Annotated in this window: 14 protein-coding genes; 9 read left to right on the top strand and 5 right to left on the bottom strand. The window is 71.7% G+C overall.

Translation table 11 applies throughout. The annotated features are described in order from the left end of the window. Positions 1-40: 40 nt before the first annotated feature. Complete coding sequence (locus I8E28_RS00235; RefSeq protein ID WP_200785849.1) at positions 41-682, bottom strand: BON domain-containing protein; 642 nt, start codon at positions 680-682, stop codon at positions 41-43. Further along, positions 679-1,275, bottom strand: a complete 597-nt coding sequence (locus I8E28_RS00230) for a phosphoheptose isomerase (protein ID WP_200785848.1) — start codon at positions 1,273-1,275, stop codon at positions 679-681. Before I8E28_RS00230 ends, I8E28_RS00235 begins: the two co-directional genes overlap by 4 nt. A 54-nt stretch (positions 1,276-1,329) precedes the next feature. Between I8E28_RS00230 and I8E28_RS00225 the strand changes: the two genes are divergently transcribed. From I8E28_RS00225 to I8E28_RS00215, 3 genes are all read left to right on the top strand, one after another. Continuing rightward, positions 1,330-2,112, top strand: coding sequence for an FkbM family methyltransferase (locus I8E28_RS00225; protein ID WP_200785847.1), 783 nt, complete (start codon positions 1,330-1,332; stop codon positions 2,110-2,112). A gap of 77 nt (positions 2,113-2,189) precedes the next feature. Then, entirely contained in the window at positions 2,190-2,876 is a 687-nt protein-coding gene (locus I8E28_RS00220; RefSeq protein ID WP_200785846.1) for a class I SAM-dependent methyltransferase, read from the top strand. Positions 2,877-2,981: 105 nt separating this feature from the next. Then, entirely contained in the window at positions 2,982-5,936 is a 2,955-nt protein-coding gene (locus I8E28_RS00215; RefSeq protein ID WP_200785845.1) for an acetoacetate--CoA ligase, read from the top strand. On the opposite strand, the gene I8E28_RS00210 is transcribed toward I8E28_RS00215, so the two are convergent. Then, on the bottom strand, positions 5,933-6,325 hold the full coding sequence (locus tag I8E28_RS00210; protein WP_200785844.1) for a YraN family protein: 393 nt from the start codon (positions 6,323-6,325) through the stop codon (positions 5,933-5,935). The two genes, I8E28_RS00215 and I8E28_RS00210, sit on opposite strands and share 4 nt — an antisense overlap. Before the next feature lie 11 nt (positions 6,326-6,336). Between I8E28_RS00210 and rsmI the strand changes: the two genes are divergently transcribed. After that, positions 6,337-7,248 (top strand): 16S rRNA (cytidine(1402)-2'-O)-methyltransferase, encoded by a 912-nt coding sequence (gene rsmI / locus I8E28_RS00205; RefSeq protein WP_200785843.1) that lies wholly within the window; start codon positions 6,337-6,339, stop codon positions 7,246-7,248. Between the two features lie 48 nt (positions 7,249-7,296). Here the strand turns inward: rsmI and priA are convergent, their stop codons facing one another. Both priA and hemE read right to left on the bottom strand, forming a co-directional pair. Continuing rightward, positions 7,297-9,345 carry a replication restart helicase PriA gene (gene priA / locus I8E28_RS00200; protein ID WP_200785842.1) on the bottom strand — a complete coding sequence of 683 codons (2,049 nt, stop codon included), beginning with the start codon at positions 9,343-9,345 and terminating at the stop codon, positions 7,297-7,299. A gap of 340 nt (positions 9,346-9,685) precedes the next feature. Beyond that, positions 9,686-10,777 carry a uroporphyrinogen decarboxylase gene (gene hemE, locus I8E28_RS00195; protein WP_200785841.1) on the bottom strand — a complete coding sequence of 364 codons (1,092 nt, stop codon included), beginning with the start codon at positions 10,775-10,777 and terminating at the stop codon, positions 9,686-9,688. A 51-nt stretch (positions 10,778-10,828) separates the two neighbouring features. Here hemE and I8E28_RS00190 point away from each other — a divergent pair, with 51 nt between their 5' ends. The 5 genes from I8E28_RS00190 to I8E28_RS00170 all read left to right on the top strand — a co-directional run bounded on the left by I8E28_RS00190 (position 10,829) and on the right by I8E28_RS00170 (position 16,807). After that, entirely contained in the window at positions 10,829-11,932 is a 1,104-nt protein-coding gene (locus tag I8E28_RS00190; protein WP_200785840.1) for a methyltransferase domain-containing protein, read from the top strand. An 83-nt stretch (positions 11,933-12,015) separates the two neighbouring features. Next, positions 12,016-13,797: a glycoside hydrolase family 2 protein gene (locus I8E28_RS00185; RefSeq protein ID WP_200785839.1), complete on the top strand. Its 1,782-nt coding sequence runs from the start codon at positions 12,016-12,018 to the stop codon at positions 13,795-13,797. Continuing rightward, positions 13,797-14,885 (top strand): galactose-1-phosphate uridylyltransferase, encoded by a 1,089-nt coding sequence (galT, locus tag I8E28_RS00180; RefSeq protein ID WP_200785838.1) that lies wholly within the window; start codon positions 13,797-13,799, stop codon positions 14,883-14,885. The genes I8E28_RS00185 and galT overlap by 1 nt, the downstream gene beginning before the upstream one ends. After that, positions 14,882-16,018, top strand: coding sequence for a galactokinase (gene galK / locus I8E28_RS00175; RefSeq protein ID WP_200785837.1), 1,137 nt, complete (start codon positions 14,882-14,884; stop codon positions 16,016-16,018). Before galT ends, galK begins: the two co-directional genes overlap by 4 nt. 9 nt (positions 16,019-16,027) lie before the next feature. Next, positions 16,028-16,807, top strand: coding sequence for a general secretion pathway protein GspB (locus I8E28_RS00170; protein ID WP_200785836.1), 780 nt, complete (start codon positions 16,028-16,030; stop codon positions 16,805-16,807). Positions 16,808-16,842: the final 35 nt, after the last annotated feature.

Genomic DNA, 16,842 nt, shown 5'->3' with positions numbered 1-16,842 from the left:
CCGTCGTCCCGCCTTCCTTCGCGGGAATGACGGGGCTTGCCTACTTCGCCGCCGGCTGCTGCTGCGCCGGCGTGCCGACCATGCGGCGCAGGTCGTCCTCGGAGACCACCTCGAACAGCCGCACGACCTTCTGCACGCCGCTCACCGAACGCGCGACGCTGGTGGCGCGGTCGGCTTCGCGCTGGGTCACCAGGCCCATGAGGTAGGTGGTGCCGCGCTCGGTCACCACCTTGAACGCGCCGGCCATCAGTTCCTTGTCGTCGACCAGCGAGGCCTTGACCTTGCCGGTCACCAACGCGTCGGACGAGCGCGAGGTGAGCGAGGACGTGCCCATCACGCCCAGCTCGTTGACGATGGTGCGCACGTTCTCCACGCGCGCGACGATCTGCTCGACCTGCTGCTTCTCGCGGTCGCTCGGCACCTCGCCCGTCAGCAGCACCTGGCGGTTGTAGCTGGTGACGTTGACGTGGCCGCGATCGCCCAGCGCCTCGCGCAGGCGGGCGCCGGCGCGCAGCTCGATGCCCTCGTCCTCCAGCTGCGCGCCGGAGGTGCGGCGGTCGATCGCCACCAGCGTCCCCATGGCGGCGCCGCCGACCACCAGCGGGAAGCAGGCGGTCAGGCTGGTGGCGGTGACGAGGGCGGCGCAGGCGGCGAGGGCGAGGCGTTGCAGGCGAAGGGTCATGGGGTTTCCTGGTCTCCGAGCAGTTGGGCGTCGACGCCGTCGCACAGGCAGTGCAGCGTCAACAGGTGGACTTCCTGGATGCGCGCCGTGCGGTCGTGCGGCACGCAGATGTGCACGTCGGTCTCGCGCAGCAGCGCGCCGATCTTGCCGCCGCCACGGCCGGTGAGGGCGATGACGGTCATCTCGCGTTCGTGCGCGGCCTCGATGGCGGCGAGGACGTTGGCCGAATTGCCGCTGGTGGACATCGCGAGCAGCACGTCGCCGGCCTGGCCGAGCGCGCGCACCTGCTTGGAGAACACCCGGTTCCAGTCGTAGTCGTTGGCGATCGCGGTCAGGATCGAGGTGTCGACCGTCAGGGCGACGGCCGCGAGTTCCGGGCGCTCGCGTTCGAAGCGGCCGACGAATTCGGCCGAGAAGTGCTGCGCGTCGGCGGCCGACCCGCCATTGCCGCAGGCGAGCACCTTGCCGCCGCTGGTCACGCAGGCGAGCAGGGCCTGCACGCCGGCGGCGATCGGCTTGCTCAGCGCCTGCGCGGCCTGGTATTTCAGGTCGGCGGAGTCGATGAAGTGCTGCTGGATGCGCTGTTCGAGCATGGGTCGATTCTAGGGGGCCGGCGGCGATACTCGAGGGCAGGGAGAAGCTGCGGCATGAACCGGAACTGGAAGCGATGGGTGGCGCAGAGCGCGGTGGGCCCGTGGGCGCGGCGGCTGCACGGCACCATGGCGCGCTGGGCCGGACGCGCCGCTGGCGCGGACAAGAGCCGTGACTACGACCTGCAGACGCTGGCCGTCATGCGGCGCGTGCTCACCCAGGATGCGAATTGCGTCGACGTGGGCTGCCACGAAGGCAGCATGCTGCGCGAGATGCTCCGCCTGGCGCCCCGGGGGCGGCACTTCGCGTTCGAGCCCCTGCCGGGCCATTTCGCGGGCCTGCAGCGAACGTTCGCGCGCTACCCCAATGTCCAGCTGCACGGCTGTGCGCTCAGCGAGACGGCAGGGTCGGCCACGTTCCAGCACGTGGTGAGCAATCCTGCCTACAGCGGCCTGCGTCGCCGGCGCTACGACAGCCCCGACGAGCGGGTGGAGCAGATCGTGGTGCGGACGGAAAGGCTGGACGACGTGGTGCCGCGCGACATGCCCTTGCACTTCGTCAAGGTCGACGTCGAGGGCGCCGAGCTCCAGGTGTTCCGCGGCGCGGTCGCGACCTTGCGCGCGCACCGCCCGGTCGTCGTCTTCGAGCATGGGCTGGGAGGTGCGGACTACTACGGCACGCGCCCCGGCGACGTCCACGACCTGCTGGCGGGCGACTGTGGCCTGCGGCTGTTCGTGATGGCCGACTGGCTTGCGCACGGCGGGCCCGCGCTGGGGCGCGAAGCGTTCTGCGAGCAGTTCAGCAGCGGCCGTGACTACTACTTCATGGCTGCACCCTGAACGAGCGGCGCGGCGGCGCTGGGTGTCAATGGGGGCTGTTCGCTGGCGAACGGGCACCGCAGCCGGGACAATGACGCATGACGATCGCGACCGATCCGGCGGCCCTCGACGCCCTGCTGGCGAACCAGGATCCAGGGCGCTGGGACAGCTTCTTCGCCGACCGATCGCGGCCGGTGCCGTTCTTCGGCCCGGCGCCCGACGAGAACCTCGCGGCCTGGATCGACGAAGGCCTGCTGCGACCCGGCCAGGCGCTGGACCTGGGTTGCGGGTTCGGCCGCAACGCGGTGCACCTGGCGCGCCATGGCGTCGACGTCCAGGCGGTCGACTATTCGGAAACGGCGCTCGCCTGGGGCCGCGAAGCCGCGCAGCAAGCGGGCGTGCAGGTCGACTTCGTGCGCAGCGACGTGTTCGAGCTGCAGGTCCCTGAAGGCGCGTACGACATCGTCTACGACGGCGGCTGTTTCCACCACATCGCGCCGCACCGGCGTGCGCAATACGTCGACCTCGTCGTGCGCGCGCTGCGCCCGGGCGGCATCTTCGGGATGACCTGCTTCCGGCCCGAAGGCGGCAGCGGCTTCAGCGACGACGAGGTGTATGCGCGCGGCACGCTCGGCGGCGGGCTGGGCTACACCGAGGAGCAGTTGCGCGCCATCTGGTCGGCCGGGCTCGTCATCGACGAACTGCGCCCGATGCGCAAGCCCGCCGCCGGCAGCGGCACCTTCGGCGAGCCCTTCCTGTGGGTGCTGCGCGCGCACCGCGCGTGAGGCTCGGCCATATCGACAACGACGGCGCAAGGCGGTTCATTCCGCGGGTGACCCTGGCGCGCTAGCGGAACGCGATTCCGGGACTCGCGTTCCTACACTGCATCCATGCAGTCCCAGCTCGCCGAGTTCACCGCCGCGCTGGAGCAGGCCAGCGCCCGGCGGTTCCGTGATGCCCGGGACCTGCATGCATCCAGCGCCGCCGAGTACCGCACGTTCTGGCGCGAGTTCCTGGCCTGGAGCGGCCCGCCGCTGGCGATCGAGGGCGCTGCCGAGCCCGTGTGCGTCGGTGGCGACGTCGAGCATGCGCGCTTCTTCCCGTCACTGCGCCTCAGCTACGCCGACAGCCTGCTCAACCTGCGCATCGCCGGCGCCAATGCACCGGCACTCACGGAAGTGCATGCGGATGGGTCGTCGCGCACGTGGACACGCGGGGAGTTGCGCGATGCCGTGGCACGGCTGGCACAGCAGCTGTCGGCGCTCGGCGTCCGGCCCGGCGATCGCGTCGTCGCCGTCCTGCGCAACGACGCGCGCGCGGCGATCGCGGCGCTGGCCGTCACGGCCCTGGGCGCCACCTTCTCCAGCGCGGCGCACGACATGGGCATGCAGGCGCTGCAGGACCGCTTCGGCACGCAGGCGCCGGTGCTGCTGGCCGCGCACCTCGACGGCGGAGCGCAGGAGCCCGCGCTGGCCGACCGCGTCGCGCAGCTCGCACGCAGCCTGCCGAGCTTGCGCGCGGTGCTGCTGCTCGACGATGGCGCGTGGCCCGGCCCTGGTCCGCTGCCGCGCATCGCCATCGACGATGCGATGGCGCGGGGCGATCCGGCTGCGTTCGGGTGGCCACGCTTCCCGTTCGACCAGCCGCTGTTCGCGATGTTCTCCTCCGGGACCACCGGCCGGCCCAAATGCATCGTGCACGGCGCGGGCGGCAGCCTGCTGGAGCACGTGAAGGAACACCGGCTGCACACCGACCTGCGGCCGGGTGAACGGATGTACTTCCACACCAGCTGCGGCTGGATGATGTGGAACTGGCAACTGTCGGCCCTGGCGAGCGGCGTGGAGATCGTCACCTACGACGGGCCGGTCGACAGCGTGGAGCGGCTGTGGGAGCTCGTCGCGCGCCACCGCGTGCACGTGTTCGGCACCAGCCCCGGCTACCTGAAGATGGGCGAGGACGCGGGCTTCGAGGCGTCGCGGCTGGACCTGTCGGCCTTGCGCGCCGTGCTGTCCACGGGCGCCGTGCTGCACGAGCGGCAGTTCCACTGGGTCACGCGCTGCGTGAAGGACGTGCCGGTGCAATCGATCTCCGGCGGCACCGACATCCTCGGCTGCTTCGTGCTCGGCCATCCGGGGCTGCCGGTGCGTCCCGGCTTCGCGCAGGCACGCAGCCTGGGGCTCGACGTGCAGTCCTGGAACGCGGGCCGGCCGGCCGCGGGCATCGGGCAGCTGGTGTGCACGAATCCGTTCCCCTCGCGTCCTCTCGGCTTCCTGGGCGATGCCGACGGCAGCCGCTTCCACGCCGCCTACTTCGCGCAGAACGCCGGCGTGTGGACGCACGGCGACCTGGTCGAATTCGACGCCGCGGGCGGCGCGCGCCTGCACGGCCGCTGCGACGGCGTGCTGAACGTGCGCGGCACCAAGTTCCATCCGGGCGAGGTGGTGCGCGTGCTGACGGGCGTGCCGGGCATCGCCGATGCGATGGTGGTTGGCAGAGAAGCGCCGGAGCCGCAAGTGGTCGCACTGGTGGTGCTCGCGAAAGGCACCGAGCTGACGCCCGCGCTGGCGGCCCTCCTGCGGCAGGAGGTGCGGCAAGCGCTCACGACGGCGCACGTGCCCGACGTGCTGCTCGAGGTGCGCGACCTGCCCGTCACGCACAACGGCAAATACTCCGAGGCCGCCGCGCGTGCCGCGCTCGAGGGCCGCGACGTCGTCAATCTCACGGCGCTGCGCAACCCGCAGTGCCTCGACGCGATCCGGCGGCGCGCCGCGCCACAGCCGCCGGCCATGGACACGGCGAGCGACGCATCGCTGGCCGGCCGCCTCTGCCGCCTCTGGGCGCAGGTGCTGGGACTGCCCGCGGTGCGTGCGGAGGACGACTTCTTCGCGCTCGGCGGCAACTCGCTGCGCGCGGCGCGCCTGCTGCGCGAAGTGCAGCACGCCACCGGCTGTGCGTTGCCGCTGTCGTCATTGCTCGTCGCTCCCACCGTGCGCGCGCAGGCCGCGCTGGTGGAGGGGCGGCAGGCCGCGCCGTCGCCGACCCTGGTGCAGCTGCGCGACGGCCGCGGACGCCCGCTGTTCCTCGTGCACGGCCTCAGCGGCACGCTGATGGAATGCCGCGACCTGGTGCAGCGGCTGCGCGCCGGCGTGCCGGTGTGGGGCTTGCAGGCCGTGGGCCTGGACGGGCGCGAGGCGCCGCTGGACGACGTGCGCCGCATCGCGGACGGCTACGTGGCGCAGGTGCGCACCGTGCAGCCGCGGGGGCCGTATGCGCTGGCGGGCTTTTCCTTCGGCGGCCAGGTGGCGTACGAGATGGCTTGCCAACTGGCCGCCGTCGGCGAGCGTGTCGAGCCGCTGGTGCTGCTCGATCCCTACGTGCGCCGCGACCTGCCCGCGTGGTGCGACCACGCGGGGCGCGCCTGGCTCGCGTTCACGCGCCTGCTCGCGATGACGCAGGCGCAGCGCGGGACCTACGTCCGCACGCGGTGGCACTCATTGCGGGCCAGCGGGGCCAGGCGGGCAAGCGACGGGCTTGGCCTCCTCGCGCCGCAGGCGCGCGTGCTCGACGCGATGGCCGGGGCGCTCGAGCGCTACCGGCCGCCGCGGTACGACGGCCGCCTGCTACTGGTGCGGGCCAGCGGGCGCCTGCCCGGCTACCTCGATCCGCTGCCGGCCTGGCGCCGCGCCGCGCCGCAACTGGTCGTGCGCGAAGTGCGCGGTGAACACCTGGACCTCGTCGGGGCCAATGCACCCGTGGTGGCGCGGCTGCTGGACGAGGTGCTGGCCGGCACGCGTCCCAACGAGGCGGACGCGATCGCGCCGCTGGCGCGGGTCAACGCCGCCTAGCGCCCGGCGTCGAACGCCGCCCGCAGCCACTGCACGCCGTCGGCCTCGACCGAGACGACGTCGAAGCGGCACGGCGGCGGCGCGCCCGCGCGGCGCAGCAGGAAATGCCGGGCGGCGAACACGATGCGCCGCTGCTTCAGCGGCGACACGCTGGCGGCCGCGCCGCCGTGGTCGCCGCGGCTGCGCCGGCGCACCTCGACGAACACGAGCGTGTCGCGGTCGCGCATCACCAGGTCGATCTCACCGCCGCCGCGCCCGGGCGTCCGATAATTGCGCGCCACCAGCAGCAGGCCCGCGCGGCGCAGGTGGGCGAGGGCGCGGTCTTCCGCGGCATCGCCCACCGCCTTCGTCGTCGGCCTCGCCAACAGCCCTTGCAGCACGTCCTTCATCGCGCCCTCCCATGAGCTCGCCCGCCGCTTCCTTCGCCGCCGCGCTGCAGGCGGCACGCGCCGCGGTCGGTGCGCAGGAGTATCCGCGCGCGTCGCTCTACCTCGTGCCCACCCCTCTCGGCAACCTGGGGGACGTCACGCTGCGCGCGCTGCACGTGCTGCAGCTGGCCGACCGCATCGCCTGCGAGGACACGCGTCACACGCAGGCGCTGCTGCGCGCGTACGGCATCGACGCGCCGGCCGACCGGCTGCTGCCCGTGCACCAGCACAACGAGGCCGAGGCGGCGCAGCAGGTCGTCGCGCGCCTGCAGGCGGGCGAACGCGTCGCCTATGCGAGCGACGCCGGCACGCCCGCCGTCAGCGACCCCGGCGCGCGGCTCGTCGCGGCGGTGCAGGCCGCGGGGCTGCGCGTGATCCCGCTGCCGGGGCCCAGCAGCGTGACGACGGTGCTGAGCGCCGCCGGCTCGATCCGCGAGGGCGGCTTCGTCTTCCACGGCTTCCTGCCCGCGAAGGCGGGTGAGCGCGAGTCGGCCGTGCAGGCGCTCGCGCGCGAGGACCGTGCCGTCGTGCTGCTCGAAGCGCCGCACCGCATCGCGGCGATGGCGCAGTCACTCGCCATGCTGGGCGCGCGCCCGGTCACGGTCGGCCGCGAATTGACCAAGCAGTTCGAGCAGGTCGCGACGATGCCATGCGCCGACCTGCCAGCGTGGCTGGCCGCGGATGCGCAGCGCACGCGCGGCGAATTCGCGCTGGTGCTGCATGCGATCGAGCCGGTCGCGGACGAAGGCGCCGGCGAACGCGTGCTGCGGGTGCTGCTGCCCGAGGTGCCGCTGAAGACGGCGGTGAAGCTGGCTGCCGACATCACCGGTGGACCGAAGAACGCGCTGTACGACCTGGCGTTGCGACTGAAGCAAGCGGACTGAGAGCGGAAGCGGTGGGTTCCCGCCTTCGCGGGAACGACGGTGAGGCGCTCAGATCGCGAGCGGATCCACGTCCACCGCCCAGCGGATCAGGCCCTTGGGACGCCGGGCCTGCATCACCGGCTGCCACTCCCACAGGAACCGCTGCAACGCCTTGCGCGAGGGACTCTCGACGACCATCTGCGCGCGTTCGACGTTGGCGACGCGCTGCACGGCCATCGGCACGGGCGGGTAGACGGTGACCGCAGCGGCGTCCTGCAGCGATTGCGACGCGTCGCTGATCGCCTGCAGGAAGTCTTGCGCGACTTCCTGCGTGCGTGCCTCGGCGCGCACCAGCGCCTGGAACGAGAACGGCGGCATGCCGGCGGCTTCGCGCTCCTCGAGTTGCTGGGCGGCGAACTTCGGGTAGTCGTGCCGCTTGAGGGCCGCGAACAGCGGGTGCGCGGGATGCCAGGTCTGGATCCACATCTCGCTGGCCTGCGCATGCGCGGCGTCGCGCCCGGCCCGGCCCGTGGCCTGCAGCAGCAGCGCGAACAGCCGCTCGGGCGCCCGGAAGTCGCTGGAGAACAGCGCCGAGTCCGCGTTCAGCGCCGCCACGAGCGTGATGCGGCGGAAGTCGTGGCCCTTGGTGACCATCTGCGTGCCCACCAGCACGTCGACCTCGCCGCTGTGCACCTGCGCCAGCTGTTCGTCGAGCGCGCCCTTGCGGCGCGTGGTGTCGGCGTCGATGCGGGCAACGCGTGGCGGCCCGCCATCGGGCCGGCGCGCGCGGGCCAGCAGTTCGCCGATGTGCTCCTCCAGCCGTTCGGTGCCGCGGCCGAGCGGCGCGATGTCCAGGTTGCCGCAGCTGGGGCAGGCCCGCGGCACGCGTTCGGTGAAGCCGCAGTGGTGGCAGCGCAGCGTGCGGTCGATCTTGTGGAACACGCGGTACGCGCTGCAGTGCGGGCACTCGCTCTTCCAGTCGCAGTTGGTGCAGGCCAGCACCGGCGCATAGCCGCGGCGGTTCAGGAACAGCAGAGTCTGCTCGCCGCGCTGCACGCGCTGCTCGATCGCCGCCAGCAGCTGCGGCGCCAGCACCGTGCCCTTGGGCTGCTGGTTCAGGTCCACCAGCCGCACCGCGGGCATGCGTCCTTCGCCGATGCGCGACGGCATCGCGAGGCGCTGGTAGCGCCCCTTCTCGCTCGCGTGCCAGCTTTCCAGCGACGGCGTGGCCGACGCCAGCAACACGCGCGCGCCTTCCACGTGGCCGCGGTAGATCGCCAGGTCGCGCGCCGAATAGCGCGCGCCTTCCTGCTGCTTGTAGCTGGGGTCGTGCTCCTCGTCGACGACCACCAGCCGCAGGTGCGGCATCGACGCGAACACGGCCATCCGCGTGCCGAGCACGATGCGTGCGCCGCCGGTATGGGCCGCCAGCCAGGCCTTCAGCCGCTGCGGCGGCGTCAGCCCGCTGTGCATCGACACCACCGCGACGGCGCCGAACCGCTGCGTGAAGCGGGCCTGCAACTGCGGCGTGAGGTTGATCTCGGGGACCATGACGAGCACCTGGGCCTGCGGATCGGCTTCGAGCACTTCGGCGGTCGCCCGCAAGTAGACCTCGGTCTTGCCGCTGCCGGTCGCGCCGAACAGCAGGAACGGGCCCGGACCGCCGCGCAAGCCGTCGAGCGCAGCCTCTTGCTCGGCCGTGAGCGAGGGGGCGCTCTCGTGCGGCGCGGCTGTGGCGCTCGCCCGCTCGCGCCGCAGCCGGCGGGTCCATTGCTCGGGACTGAGTTCGCGCAACTGCGGCGGCAGCGCCGCGAGGGCCACTTCGCCGATGCTGCGCTGGTAATAGGAAGCAGCGAAGGCAACGAGCTGTCGCCAGGCGGGCGCCAGCGGGGGGATTCCGGCCAGCGCCGCCGTGACGGGTTTCTCCTCGAATTGCCCTTCGCCCGCAGGATCGGCCTCGCCCCAGACGACGCCGAGCACCTCACGTCGGCCGAGAGGCACGCGCACCAAGGTCCCCGGCGCGAGCGCAGGCTCACTCGCATAGGTCAGCGGCCCGCCCACCGCACTGTGCGCGGGCGTGGCGACGACGACCGCCAGCCGGTGCGGCGCCTGCGTCATCCTTGGACCGGTTTCCTCATGTCGAGCTTTGCTTTCCCTCGCAAGTCATTGTTTTTGAAGCCCTTTACAGATCTTCACTGCTTCTGTGGATAACTTTGTTGATAGACCGCTGCGACCGCTCCGTGAGCCCCGGAAAATCAAGGGCTTGGCTGCGCTGCCCGCAAAATCGGCATTTCCACAATTCAAGGAAAATCAACAACTTACGGTGGCTATGGAAACTGTAGCGTTGCGCTGCCTGCACGGAGCCCCACGTTGCGCCGCAACACCGGTTTTGTGCATAAGTCAAGCAGTGCGCTCACCGGCGAACCCTGTCCACTAGGGGATTTCCCGATGGCCGCTGCTATGCAGCGACGGCCCTGCGGGACAGCCGGTGGACGGCCTCGACGAGCGCGGACACATGCTCCGGCGGCGTGTGCTGGCTGATGCCGTGGCCCAGGTTGAAGACCATCGTCGGGCCCTGGCCACTGCCGGTGTGGGGCGGCCCGAACGAGTCGAGCAGTTGCTTCACCTGGGCCTCGATGCGGTCGGGTGGCGCAAACAGCACGGTCGGGTCCAGGTTGCCCTGCAACGCCCTGCTGTCGCCGACCAGCTGGCGTGCGCGGCCGAGGTTCACCGTCCAGTCGACGCCCAGCACGTCGCAGTCCAGCGACCGCATCTGCTCTAGCCACAGCCCGCCGCCCTTGGTGAACACGATGCGCGGGATGGCCACGCCGTCCTTCTCGCGCTGCAGCTGGGCCAGCACGCGCGCCGTGTACGCCAGGCTGAACTCCTGGAACGCACCGTCCGCCAGCACGCCGCCCCAGCTGTCGAAGACCATCACGGCCTGCGCGCCGGCGTCGATCTGCGCGTTGAGGTACGCCGCGACCGCGTCGGCGTTGATGGCCAGCATGTGGTGCATCAGGTCCGGGCGGCCATACAGCATGGTCTTGACCAGCCGGTAGTCGTCCGACCCCTGGCCTTCGACCATGTAGCAGGACAGCGTCCAGGGGCTGCCGGAAAAGCCGATCAGGGGCACCCGGCCGTTCAATGCCCGGCGGATCGAGGTCACGGCATCGAACACGTAGCGCAGCTTGTCCATGTCGGGCACGGCGAGCGCGCGCACGGCCTGCTCGTCGCGGACCGGATGCGCGAACCTGGGCCCTTCGCCCAGCGCGAAGCTCAGCCCCAGGCCCATCGCGTCGGGCACGGTGAGGATGTCCGAGAACAGGATCGCCGCGTCGAGTGCGTAGCGTTCCAGCGGCTGCAGCGTCACCTCGGTCGCGTAGTCGACGTTGGTCGCCAGGCCCATGAAGCTGCCCGCTTTCGCGCGCGTCGCCTTGTATTCCGGCAGGTAGCGGCCCGCCTGCCGCATCAGCCACAGCGGCGTGTACGGCGTCGCAAGGCGCCGGCAGGCGCGCAGGAACGTGTCGTTCTGGAGCGGGGCGAAAGTCATCCCACGATTGTCGCAGGGGGCCGCGTCAGGCCGCCCGTAAGATCGCCCGCGATGGATGCGGCCACGTTCGAGCAAGCCAAGGCGCAGTTCCTGCGCGGCGTGCAGGCGTTCGAGGCGGGCCGCTACGAGGACGCCGAACGCGCGTTCGCAGACTCCGTGCGATTGCTTCCTGGCCGCGCCTCCTCCCTGATGAACCTGGGCGCAACGCGCATCCGGCTGGGCCAGCACGCGCGCGCCGTCGAAGCGCTGCAGGCCGCCATCGCCGCCGAGCCGGCCAACGCCGAAGCGCATGGCCATCTGGCGACCGCGCTGGCCGAACTCGGCCGTCCTGACGAGGCGCTCGAGGCGGCAGGCACGTCGCTTCGGCTCGACCCGGAGGTTGGCTCCGTGTGGCTGCTGCAGGCGCACCTGCTGCGCGAGCGCGGTGACGTCGAGCAAGCGGCCGTGTCGTACCGCGAGGCGGCCGCACGCGGCGCCGACCCGCAGCTGGTGCATTACGCGCTGGCAGGACTGGGAGCGGAGCCCGCGCCGGCGACGTCGCCACGGCAGTACGTCGAGCAGCTGTTCGACAGCTACGCCGCGGGGTTCGACGAGCACCTGGTCGACACGCTGCAGTACCGCGCGCCGGCCGTGCTGGCCGAAGGCCTGGCGCGCCCGCGCTACCACCACGCGCTGGACCTCGGCTGTGGCACCGGCCTCGCGGCGCCAGTGCTGCGGCCGCGTTGCGAGCGGCTTGACGCGATCGACCTGTCGCCCGGCATGGTGGAATGCGTGCGAGCGCTCGGCACCTACGACGCCGTCGTGCAAGGCGACATCGCAGACCACTTGGCCGGCGTGGCTGGGCGGTACGACCTGCTGCTCGCTGCCGACGTGCTGATCTACATCGGCGACCTCGCGCCCGTGGTCGCCGGGGCCGCGCGTGCATTGCAGCCCGGCGGCGAGTTCTGCTTCACGGTCGAGGTGCACGACGGTCCGGGCGACTGGGTGCTGCGGCCGAGCCTGCGGTATGCGCACGGCGAGGGTTACATCCGGATGCTGGCCGGGCAACACGGTTTCTCCGTGCGGCGCACGGCCCGGCATCCTTTGCGCCTGGACCAGGGGCACCCCGTCGAGGGGCTGTTCACCTGGCTCGAACGGCCCAGCCACGCGGCCTAGCCGCCACGTCCGAAGCTTCGCCGGGCAGGGCGGCCGTTCCGAGGGGGAACACCGCGCGGACGCCCCGACAAGGAGAACCAGCTTTGGATTTCGGCTACCCGCGCCCGCAGCTTCAACGCGCGCAGTGGACGTGCCTCAACGGCCCGTGGCGCTTCCGTTACGACGACGAGCAGGCCTTCCGCCGGCCCGACGACATCGACCATTGGCCGCAGCAGATCACCGTGCCGTACCCGCCGGAGTCGCGGGCCAGCGGTATCGCCGACACCGGCTTCCACACGGTTGCCTGGTACCAGCGGGACTTCGACCTCAAGCCGGGCGGCGACCGCGTGGTGCTGCACTTCGGCGCCGTCGACTACGCGGCCAGGGTCTGGGTCAACGGCCGGCTTGCGGCGACCCACGAGGGCGGCCACACGCCGTTCTCCGCCGACATCACCGACCTGCTGGACCCGTCGGGCCGGCAGGTCGTGACGCTGCGCGCGGAGGACGACCCGCAGGACCTGACGAAGCCGCGCGGCAAGCAGGACTGGCAGCTCGAGCCGCACTCGATCTGGTACCCGCGCACGACGGGCATCTGGCAGACGGTCTGGTTCGAGCGCGTGCCGCGCACCTACATCGACAAGGTGCGGTGGACGCCGCGCGTCGAGGGCTTCCAGATCGGCTTCGAGGCCCGCGTGCGCGGCGACCAGCCGGACGACCTGATGGTGGAAGTGCAGCTGTCGCACGGCGAGCGCCTGCTCGCGCGCGACCGCTACCAGGTGATCGACGGCGAGGTCGATCGCTACATCGTGCTGTCCGACCCCGGCATCGACGACTTCCGCAACGAGCTGCTGTGGAGCCCCGAGCGGCCGACGCTGCTGGAGGCGCGCATCCGGCTGCTGCGCGGCGAGCAGGTGATCGACGAGATCTCCTCGTACACGGCACTGCGCTCGGTGAACATCCTGCGCGACCGCTTCATGCTCAATGGGCGGCCCTACGTGCTGCGGCTGGTGCTGGACCAGGGCTACTGGCCCGAGACGCTGCTGGCCGCGCCGGGCGACGAGGCGCTCAAGCGCGACGTCGAACTCGCCAAGGCGATGGGCTTCAACGGCGTGCGCAAGCACCAGAAGATCGAGGACCCGCGCTACCTGTACTGGGCCGACAGGCTGGGGCTGCTGGTCTGGGAGGAGATGCCGTCGGCGTACCGCTTCACGCGCACCGCGATCAAGCGGCTGGTGCGCGAGTGGACCGAGGCGATGGACCGCGACTACAGCCACCCCTGCATCATCGTGTGGGTGCCGTTCAACGAGTCGTGGGGCGTGCCGGAACTCACCGCGGTGCGCGAGCAGCGCCATGCCGTCGAAGCGCTGTACCACCTGACAAAGACGCTGGACGCGACGCGGCCGGTGATCGGCAACGACGGCTGGGAGTCCAGCGCCACCGACATCATCGGCATCCACGACTACGACGCGAACACCGCGCACATCCGACAGCGCTATGGCGCCGAGATCCCGCCGGAGCAACTGTTCGACCGCCGCCGCCCGGGCGGCCGCGTGCTCACGCTGGACGGCTACCCACACCGCGGCCAGCCGGTGATGCTCACCGAGTTCGGTGGCATCGCGTTCGAGGACAAGTCGGAGCCCGGCGTGAAGAAGGTGTGGGGCTACACGAAGGCCGATGCGGCGGAGGAGTTCGCCAAGCTGTACGAGGATCTGCTGCACACCATCATCCACACGGCGCTGTTCAGCGGCTTCTGCTACACGCAGTTCGCCGACACGTACCAGGAGGCCAACGGCCTGCTGAATGCGGACCGCACGCCGAAGGTGCCGCTGGAGCGCATCCGCAAGGTGACCACGCTGTCGCGCACCTGGATCCCGGGAACGCTGTGATGCACCGCCTGGAGCTCACCAAGCCGGACGGGCGCAAGCTCACGCTGTATTCGCGCGCGCCGATCGACTCCAACCTGCAGGCGCCCAGCCCGTTCAGCGACCCGTTGCAGGGCGCCCCGCACCTGCGCTGGCATCCGCTGCGCGGCGAGTGGGTCACGTACGCCGCGCACCGGCAGAACCGCACCTTCCTGCCGCCGCCCGAATACAACCCGCTGGCGGTGACGACGAGTGCGGACAACCCGACGGAAGTGCCGGCGGGCGCGTGGGACATCGCGGTGTTCGACAACCGCTTCCCGTCGCTCGGCGTGCCGCAAGGCGCCGAGCCGCCGCCGTCGCTGATCGTGCCGACCGCGCCTGCCAACGGGCATTGCGAAGTCGTCGTGTTCACGCAGGACCCGAAGGGCGCGCTGGGCCGGCTGCCGCTGGACCACATCGAGTTGCTGCTGCAGGTGTGGGGCGACCGCACCGAGCGGCTTGGCACGCGCCCGGACATCCGCTACGTGCTGCCGTTCGAGAACCGCGGCGCCGAAGTCGGCGTCACGCTGCACCACCCGCACGGGCAGATCTATGCCTACCCGGTGGTGCCGCCGGTGCCCGCGCGCATGGCGCAAGTGGCCAGCGAGCACTACGCGCAGCATGGCCACGGCCCGCTGGCCGAAATGATCCGGTCCGAGCGCGAGACCGGCGAGCGGGTGCTCTACGAAGGCCGGCACGCGATCGCGTTCGTGCCCGCTTGCGCGCGCTATCCGTACGAGGTGTGGATCGCGCCGATTCGCGAAGTGCCCGGGTTCGCGCAACTCGAGTCCGCCGAGCGTGCCGACCTCGCGCGCGCGCTGAAGACCGTGCTGCTCAAGTACGACGGGCTGTGGGAGCGGCCGTTCCCGTACCTGATGGCGTGGTACCAGGCGCCCACCGACGGCGACCCGCACCTGGGCATGCACCTGCACGCCGAGCTGTGGCCGCCGTACCGCACCAAGGATCGCCTCAAGTATCTTGCCGGCACCGAGCTGGCCGCGGGCTTCTTCGCGATGGACGCCTTGCCCGAGGACAAGGTGAAGGAATTGCAAGCCGTGGAGGTTTCCCTATGAGCCACGCCGCCGTGGAAGCCGAGATCCAGGCCAAGGCCGAACACCCGCGCGCGGGCGACGGCACGCTCGAATTCGAGAACGCGTTCGGCCGCCTGCCGACGGCGCAGGCGCATGCACCTGGCCGCGTGAACCTCCTGGGCGAGCACACCGACTACAACGACGGCTTCGTGCTGCCGGTCGCGATCCCGCAGCAGACCCGCGTGGCGATGGCGGCCAACGGCAGCTCGCATTGGCGCCTGCATGCCGCCGAACTCGATCGCGCCGTGGAGTTCACGCTGGAGGACCCGCCGGCCGAGCACTTCGCCAGCTACGTGTACGGCTGCCTGCGCCTGGCGCGCGACGAAGGAGCGGAGATCCCGCCGCTGGACATCCTGGTCAGCTCCGAGGTGCCGATGGGCGTGGGGCTGTCCTCGAGCGCGGCGCTGGAGGTGGCGGTGCTGCGCGCGCTGCGCAACCTGCTGGGCCTGGACCTCGACGACGTGCGCATCGCGCAGCTCGCGCAGCAGGCCGAGATCCAGTACGCCGGCGTGCGCTGCGGGATCATGGACCAGATGGCATCCAGCCTCGCGGGCACCGATCGCGCCTTGATGCTGGACACGCGCTCGCTGGAGCGGCGCACCGTGGCGCTGCCGCCTGGCACCCAGGTGCTGGTGCTCGACTCGGGCGTCGCGCGCACGCTCGCCAGCAGCGGCTACAACCAGCGCCGCTCGGAATGCGAAGAGGCCGCGCGGCTGCTCGGCGTCGCCTCCTTGCGCGATGTCGCCGACTTGCAGCGGATCGAGTCGCTGCCGGACGTGCCGCGCCGCCGCGCGCGCCACGTGTTCACCGAGAACCAGCGCGTGCTGGAAGCGGCGGCGTGCAGCGACCCGGCGCGCTTCGGCGAGCTGATGAACGCGTCGCACGCGAGCCTGCGCGACGACTACGAGGTGTCCACGCCCGAGCTGGACGAATTGGTCCGCCTGCTGCAGCACCACCCGGACGTGCACGGCGCGCGGCTGACCGGCGCGGGCTTCGGCGGGGCCTGCGTCGCGCTGTGCCGCGAAGGCACCGCGGTGGGTGTGGCCGCAGACGTGCTGCCGCGCTACCGGGCGTCCGGCCACGAAGGGCGGCTGCTCGTGCCCGCCCACGCATAGGAGTTCGCCATGCGCCCCGCCTACGGTTTTCTTCTTGGCGCCATCGCGGTCGCGGCGCAGGCGCAGGTCAAGCCGGTCGAGCCTTTCGGCGGCCGGCCCTTCGGCGCACCGCCCGATGCGACCGTGCCCGCGCCCGAACCGGTGGGGCCGCCCGGCACGAGCGTGACGCCGCCGGCACCTCCACCGCCCGAGGTGATGGCGCGGCCGCCGATGGTGGTGACGCAGCCGCAGCAGCAGCCGCAGGCGGGCAGCAGCACGGCGGTGATGGGCAATGCTGCGGCGCCGGTCGCTCCAACGTCCGTCCCGCCTTCGACCGCCACCGCACCTGCACCGGTGCAACCGCAATCGCAGCCCCAACCGCAGCAGCAACCGGCTGCGGCGGCGCCGCAGCCGACCCCGCAAACGCAGCAGCGGGGCGCGCCCCCCGCGCCGGCTGCACCGCCCGCGACCACGGCCCAGCCTTCGGCCCAACCCGGCGCACAACCTGGCGCGCAGTCGTCCGCCGCGATGCCGCCGTTCGCGCCGGCACGCGCAGCTGCCTCTGCGCCCGTGCCGGCCGCGGCCTCGGCCGGCACGCAGCCGCCGGTGCGCGGCCTGCCGGCGGACGCGCCCAAGATCATCGTGAGCGGCGGCACGTACTCCAGCAACCCGGCCAGCCGCCTGCTCATCGTCAACGGGCAGGTCGTGCGCGAGGGCGCCGACCTCGGCGGCGGCGTGGTGCTGGAGCAGGTCACGCGCGACGGTGCCGTACTCGGCTTCAAGGGTGGTCGCTACACGGTCGTGTTCTGAGGCCGGAAACGTTGCCACGCACTTGATGCACCGCT

Source organism: Ramlibacter algicola, assembly GCF_016641735.1.
GTDB classification, from domain to species: domain Bacteria; phylum Pseudomonadota; class Gammaproteobacteria; order Burkholderiales; family Burkholderiaceae_C; genus Ramlibacter; species Ramlibacter algicola.
The sequence above is the reverse complement of the archived record's forward strand: the minus strand, read 5'-3'. Positions and strand labels throughout refer to the sequence as shown.

Bases quoted from the DNA above. Each gene is read 5' to 3' on its own strand.
- I8E28_RS00215 (WP_200785845.1), top strand. From the start codon at position 2,982: ATGCAGTCCCAGCTCGCCGAGTTCACCGCCGCGCTGGAGCAGGCCAGC.
- I8E28_RS00190 (WP_200785840.1), top strand. From the start codon at position 10,829: ATGGATGCGGCCACGTTCGAGCAAGCCAAGGCGCAGTTCCTGCGCGGC.
- I8E28_RS00235 (WP_200785849.1), bottom strand. From the start codon at position 682: ATGACCCTTCGCCTGCAACGCCTCGCCCTCGCCGCCTGCGCCGCCCTC.
- I8E28_RS00220 (WP_200785846.1), top strand. From the start codon at position 2,190: ATGACGATCGCGACCGATCCGGCGGCCCTCGACGCCCTGCTGGCGAAC.
- I8E28_RS00210 (WP_200785844.1), bottom strand. From the start codon at position 6,325: ATGAAGGACGTGCTGCAAGGGCTGTTGGCGAGGCCGACGACGAAGGCG.
- galK (WP_200785837.1), top strand. From the start codon at position 14,882: ATGAGCCACGCCGCCGTGGAAGCCGAGATCCAGGCCAAGGCCGAACAC.
- galT (WP_200785838.1), top strand. From the start codon at position 13,797: ATGCACCGCCTGGAGCTCACCAAGCCGGACGGGCGCAAGCTCACGCTG.
- priA (WP_200785842.1), bottom strand. From the start codon at position 9,345: ATGACGCAGGCGCCGCACCGGCTGGCGGTCGTCGTCGCCACGCCCGCG.
- hemE (WP_200785841.1), bottom strand. From the start codon at position 10,777: ATGACTTTCGCCCCGCTCCAGAACGACACGTTCCTGCGCGCCTGCCGG.
- I8E28_RS00225 (WP_200785847.1), top strand. From the start codon at position 1,330: ATGAACCGGAACTGGAAGCGATGGGTGGCGCAGAGCGCGGTGGGCCCG.
- I8E28_RS00170 (WP_200785836.1), top strand. From the start codon at position 16,028: ATGCGCCCCGCCTACGGTTTTCTTCTTGGCGCCATCGCGGTCGCGGCG.
- I8E28_RS00230 (WP_200785848.1), bottom strand. From the start codon at position 1,275: ATGCTCGAACAGCGCATCCAGCAGCACTTCATCGACTCCGCCGACCTG.
- rsmI (WP_200785843.1), top strand. From the start codon at position 6,337: ATGAGCTCGCCCGCCGCTTCCTTCGCCGCCGCGCTGCAGGCGGCACGC.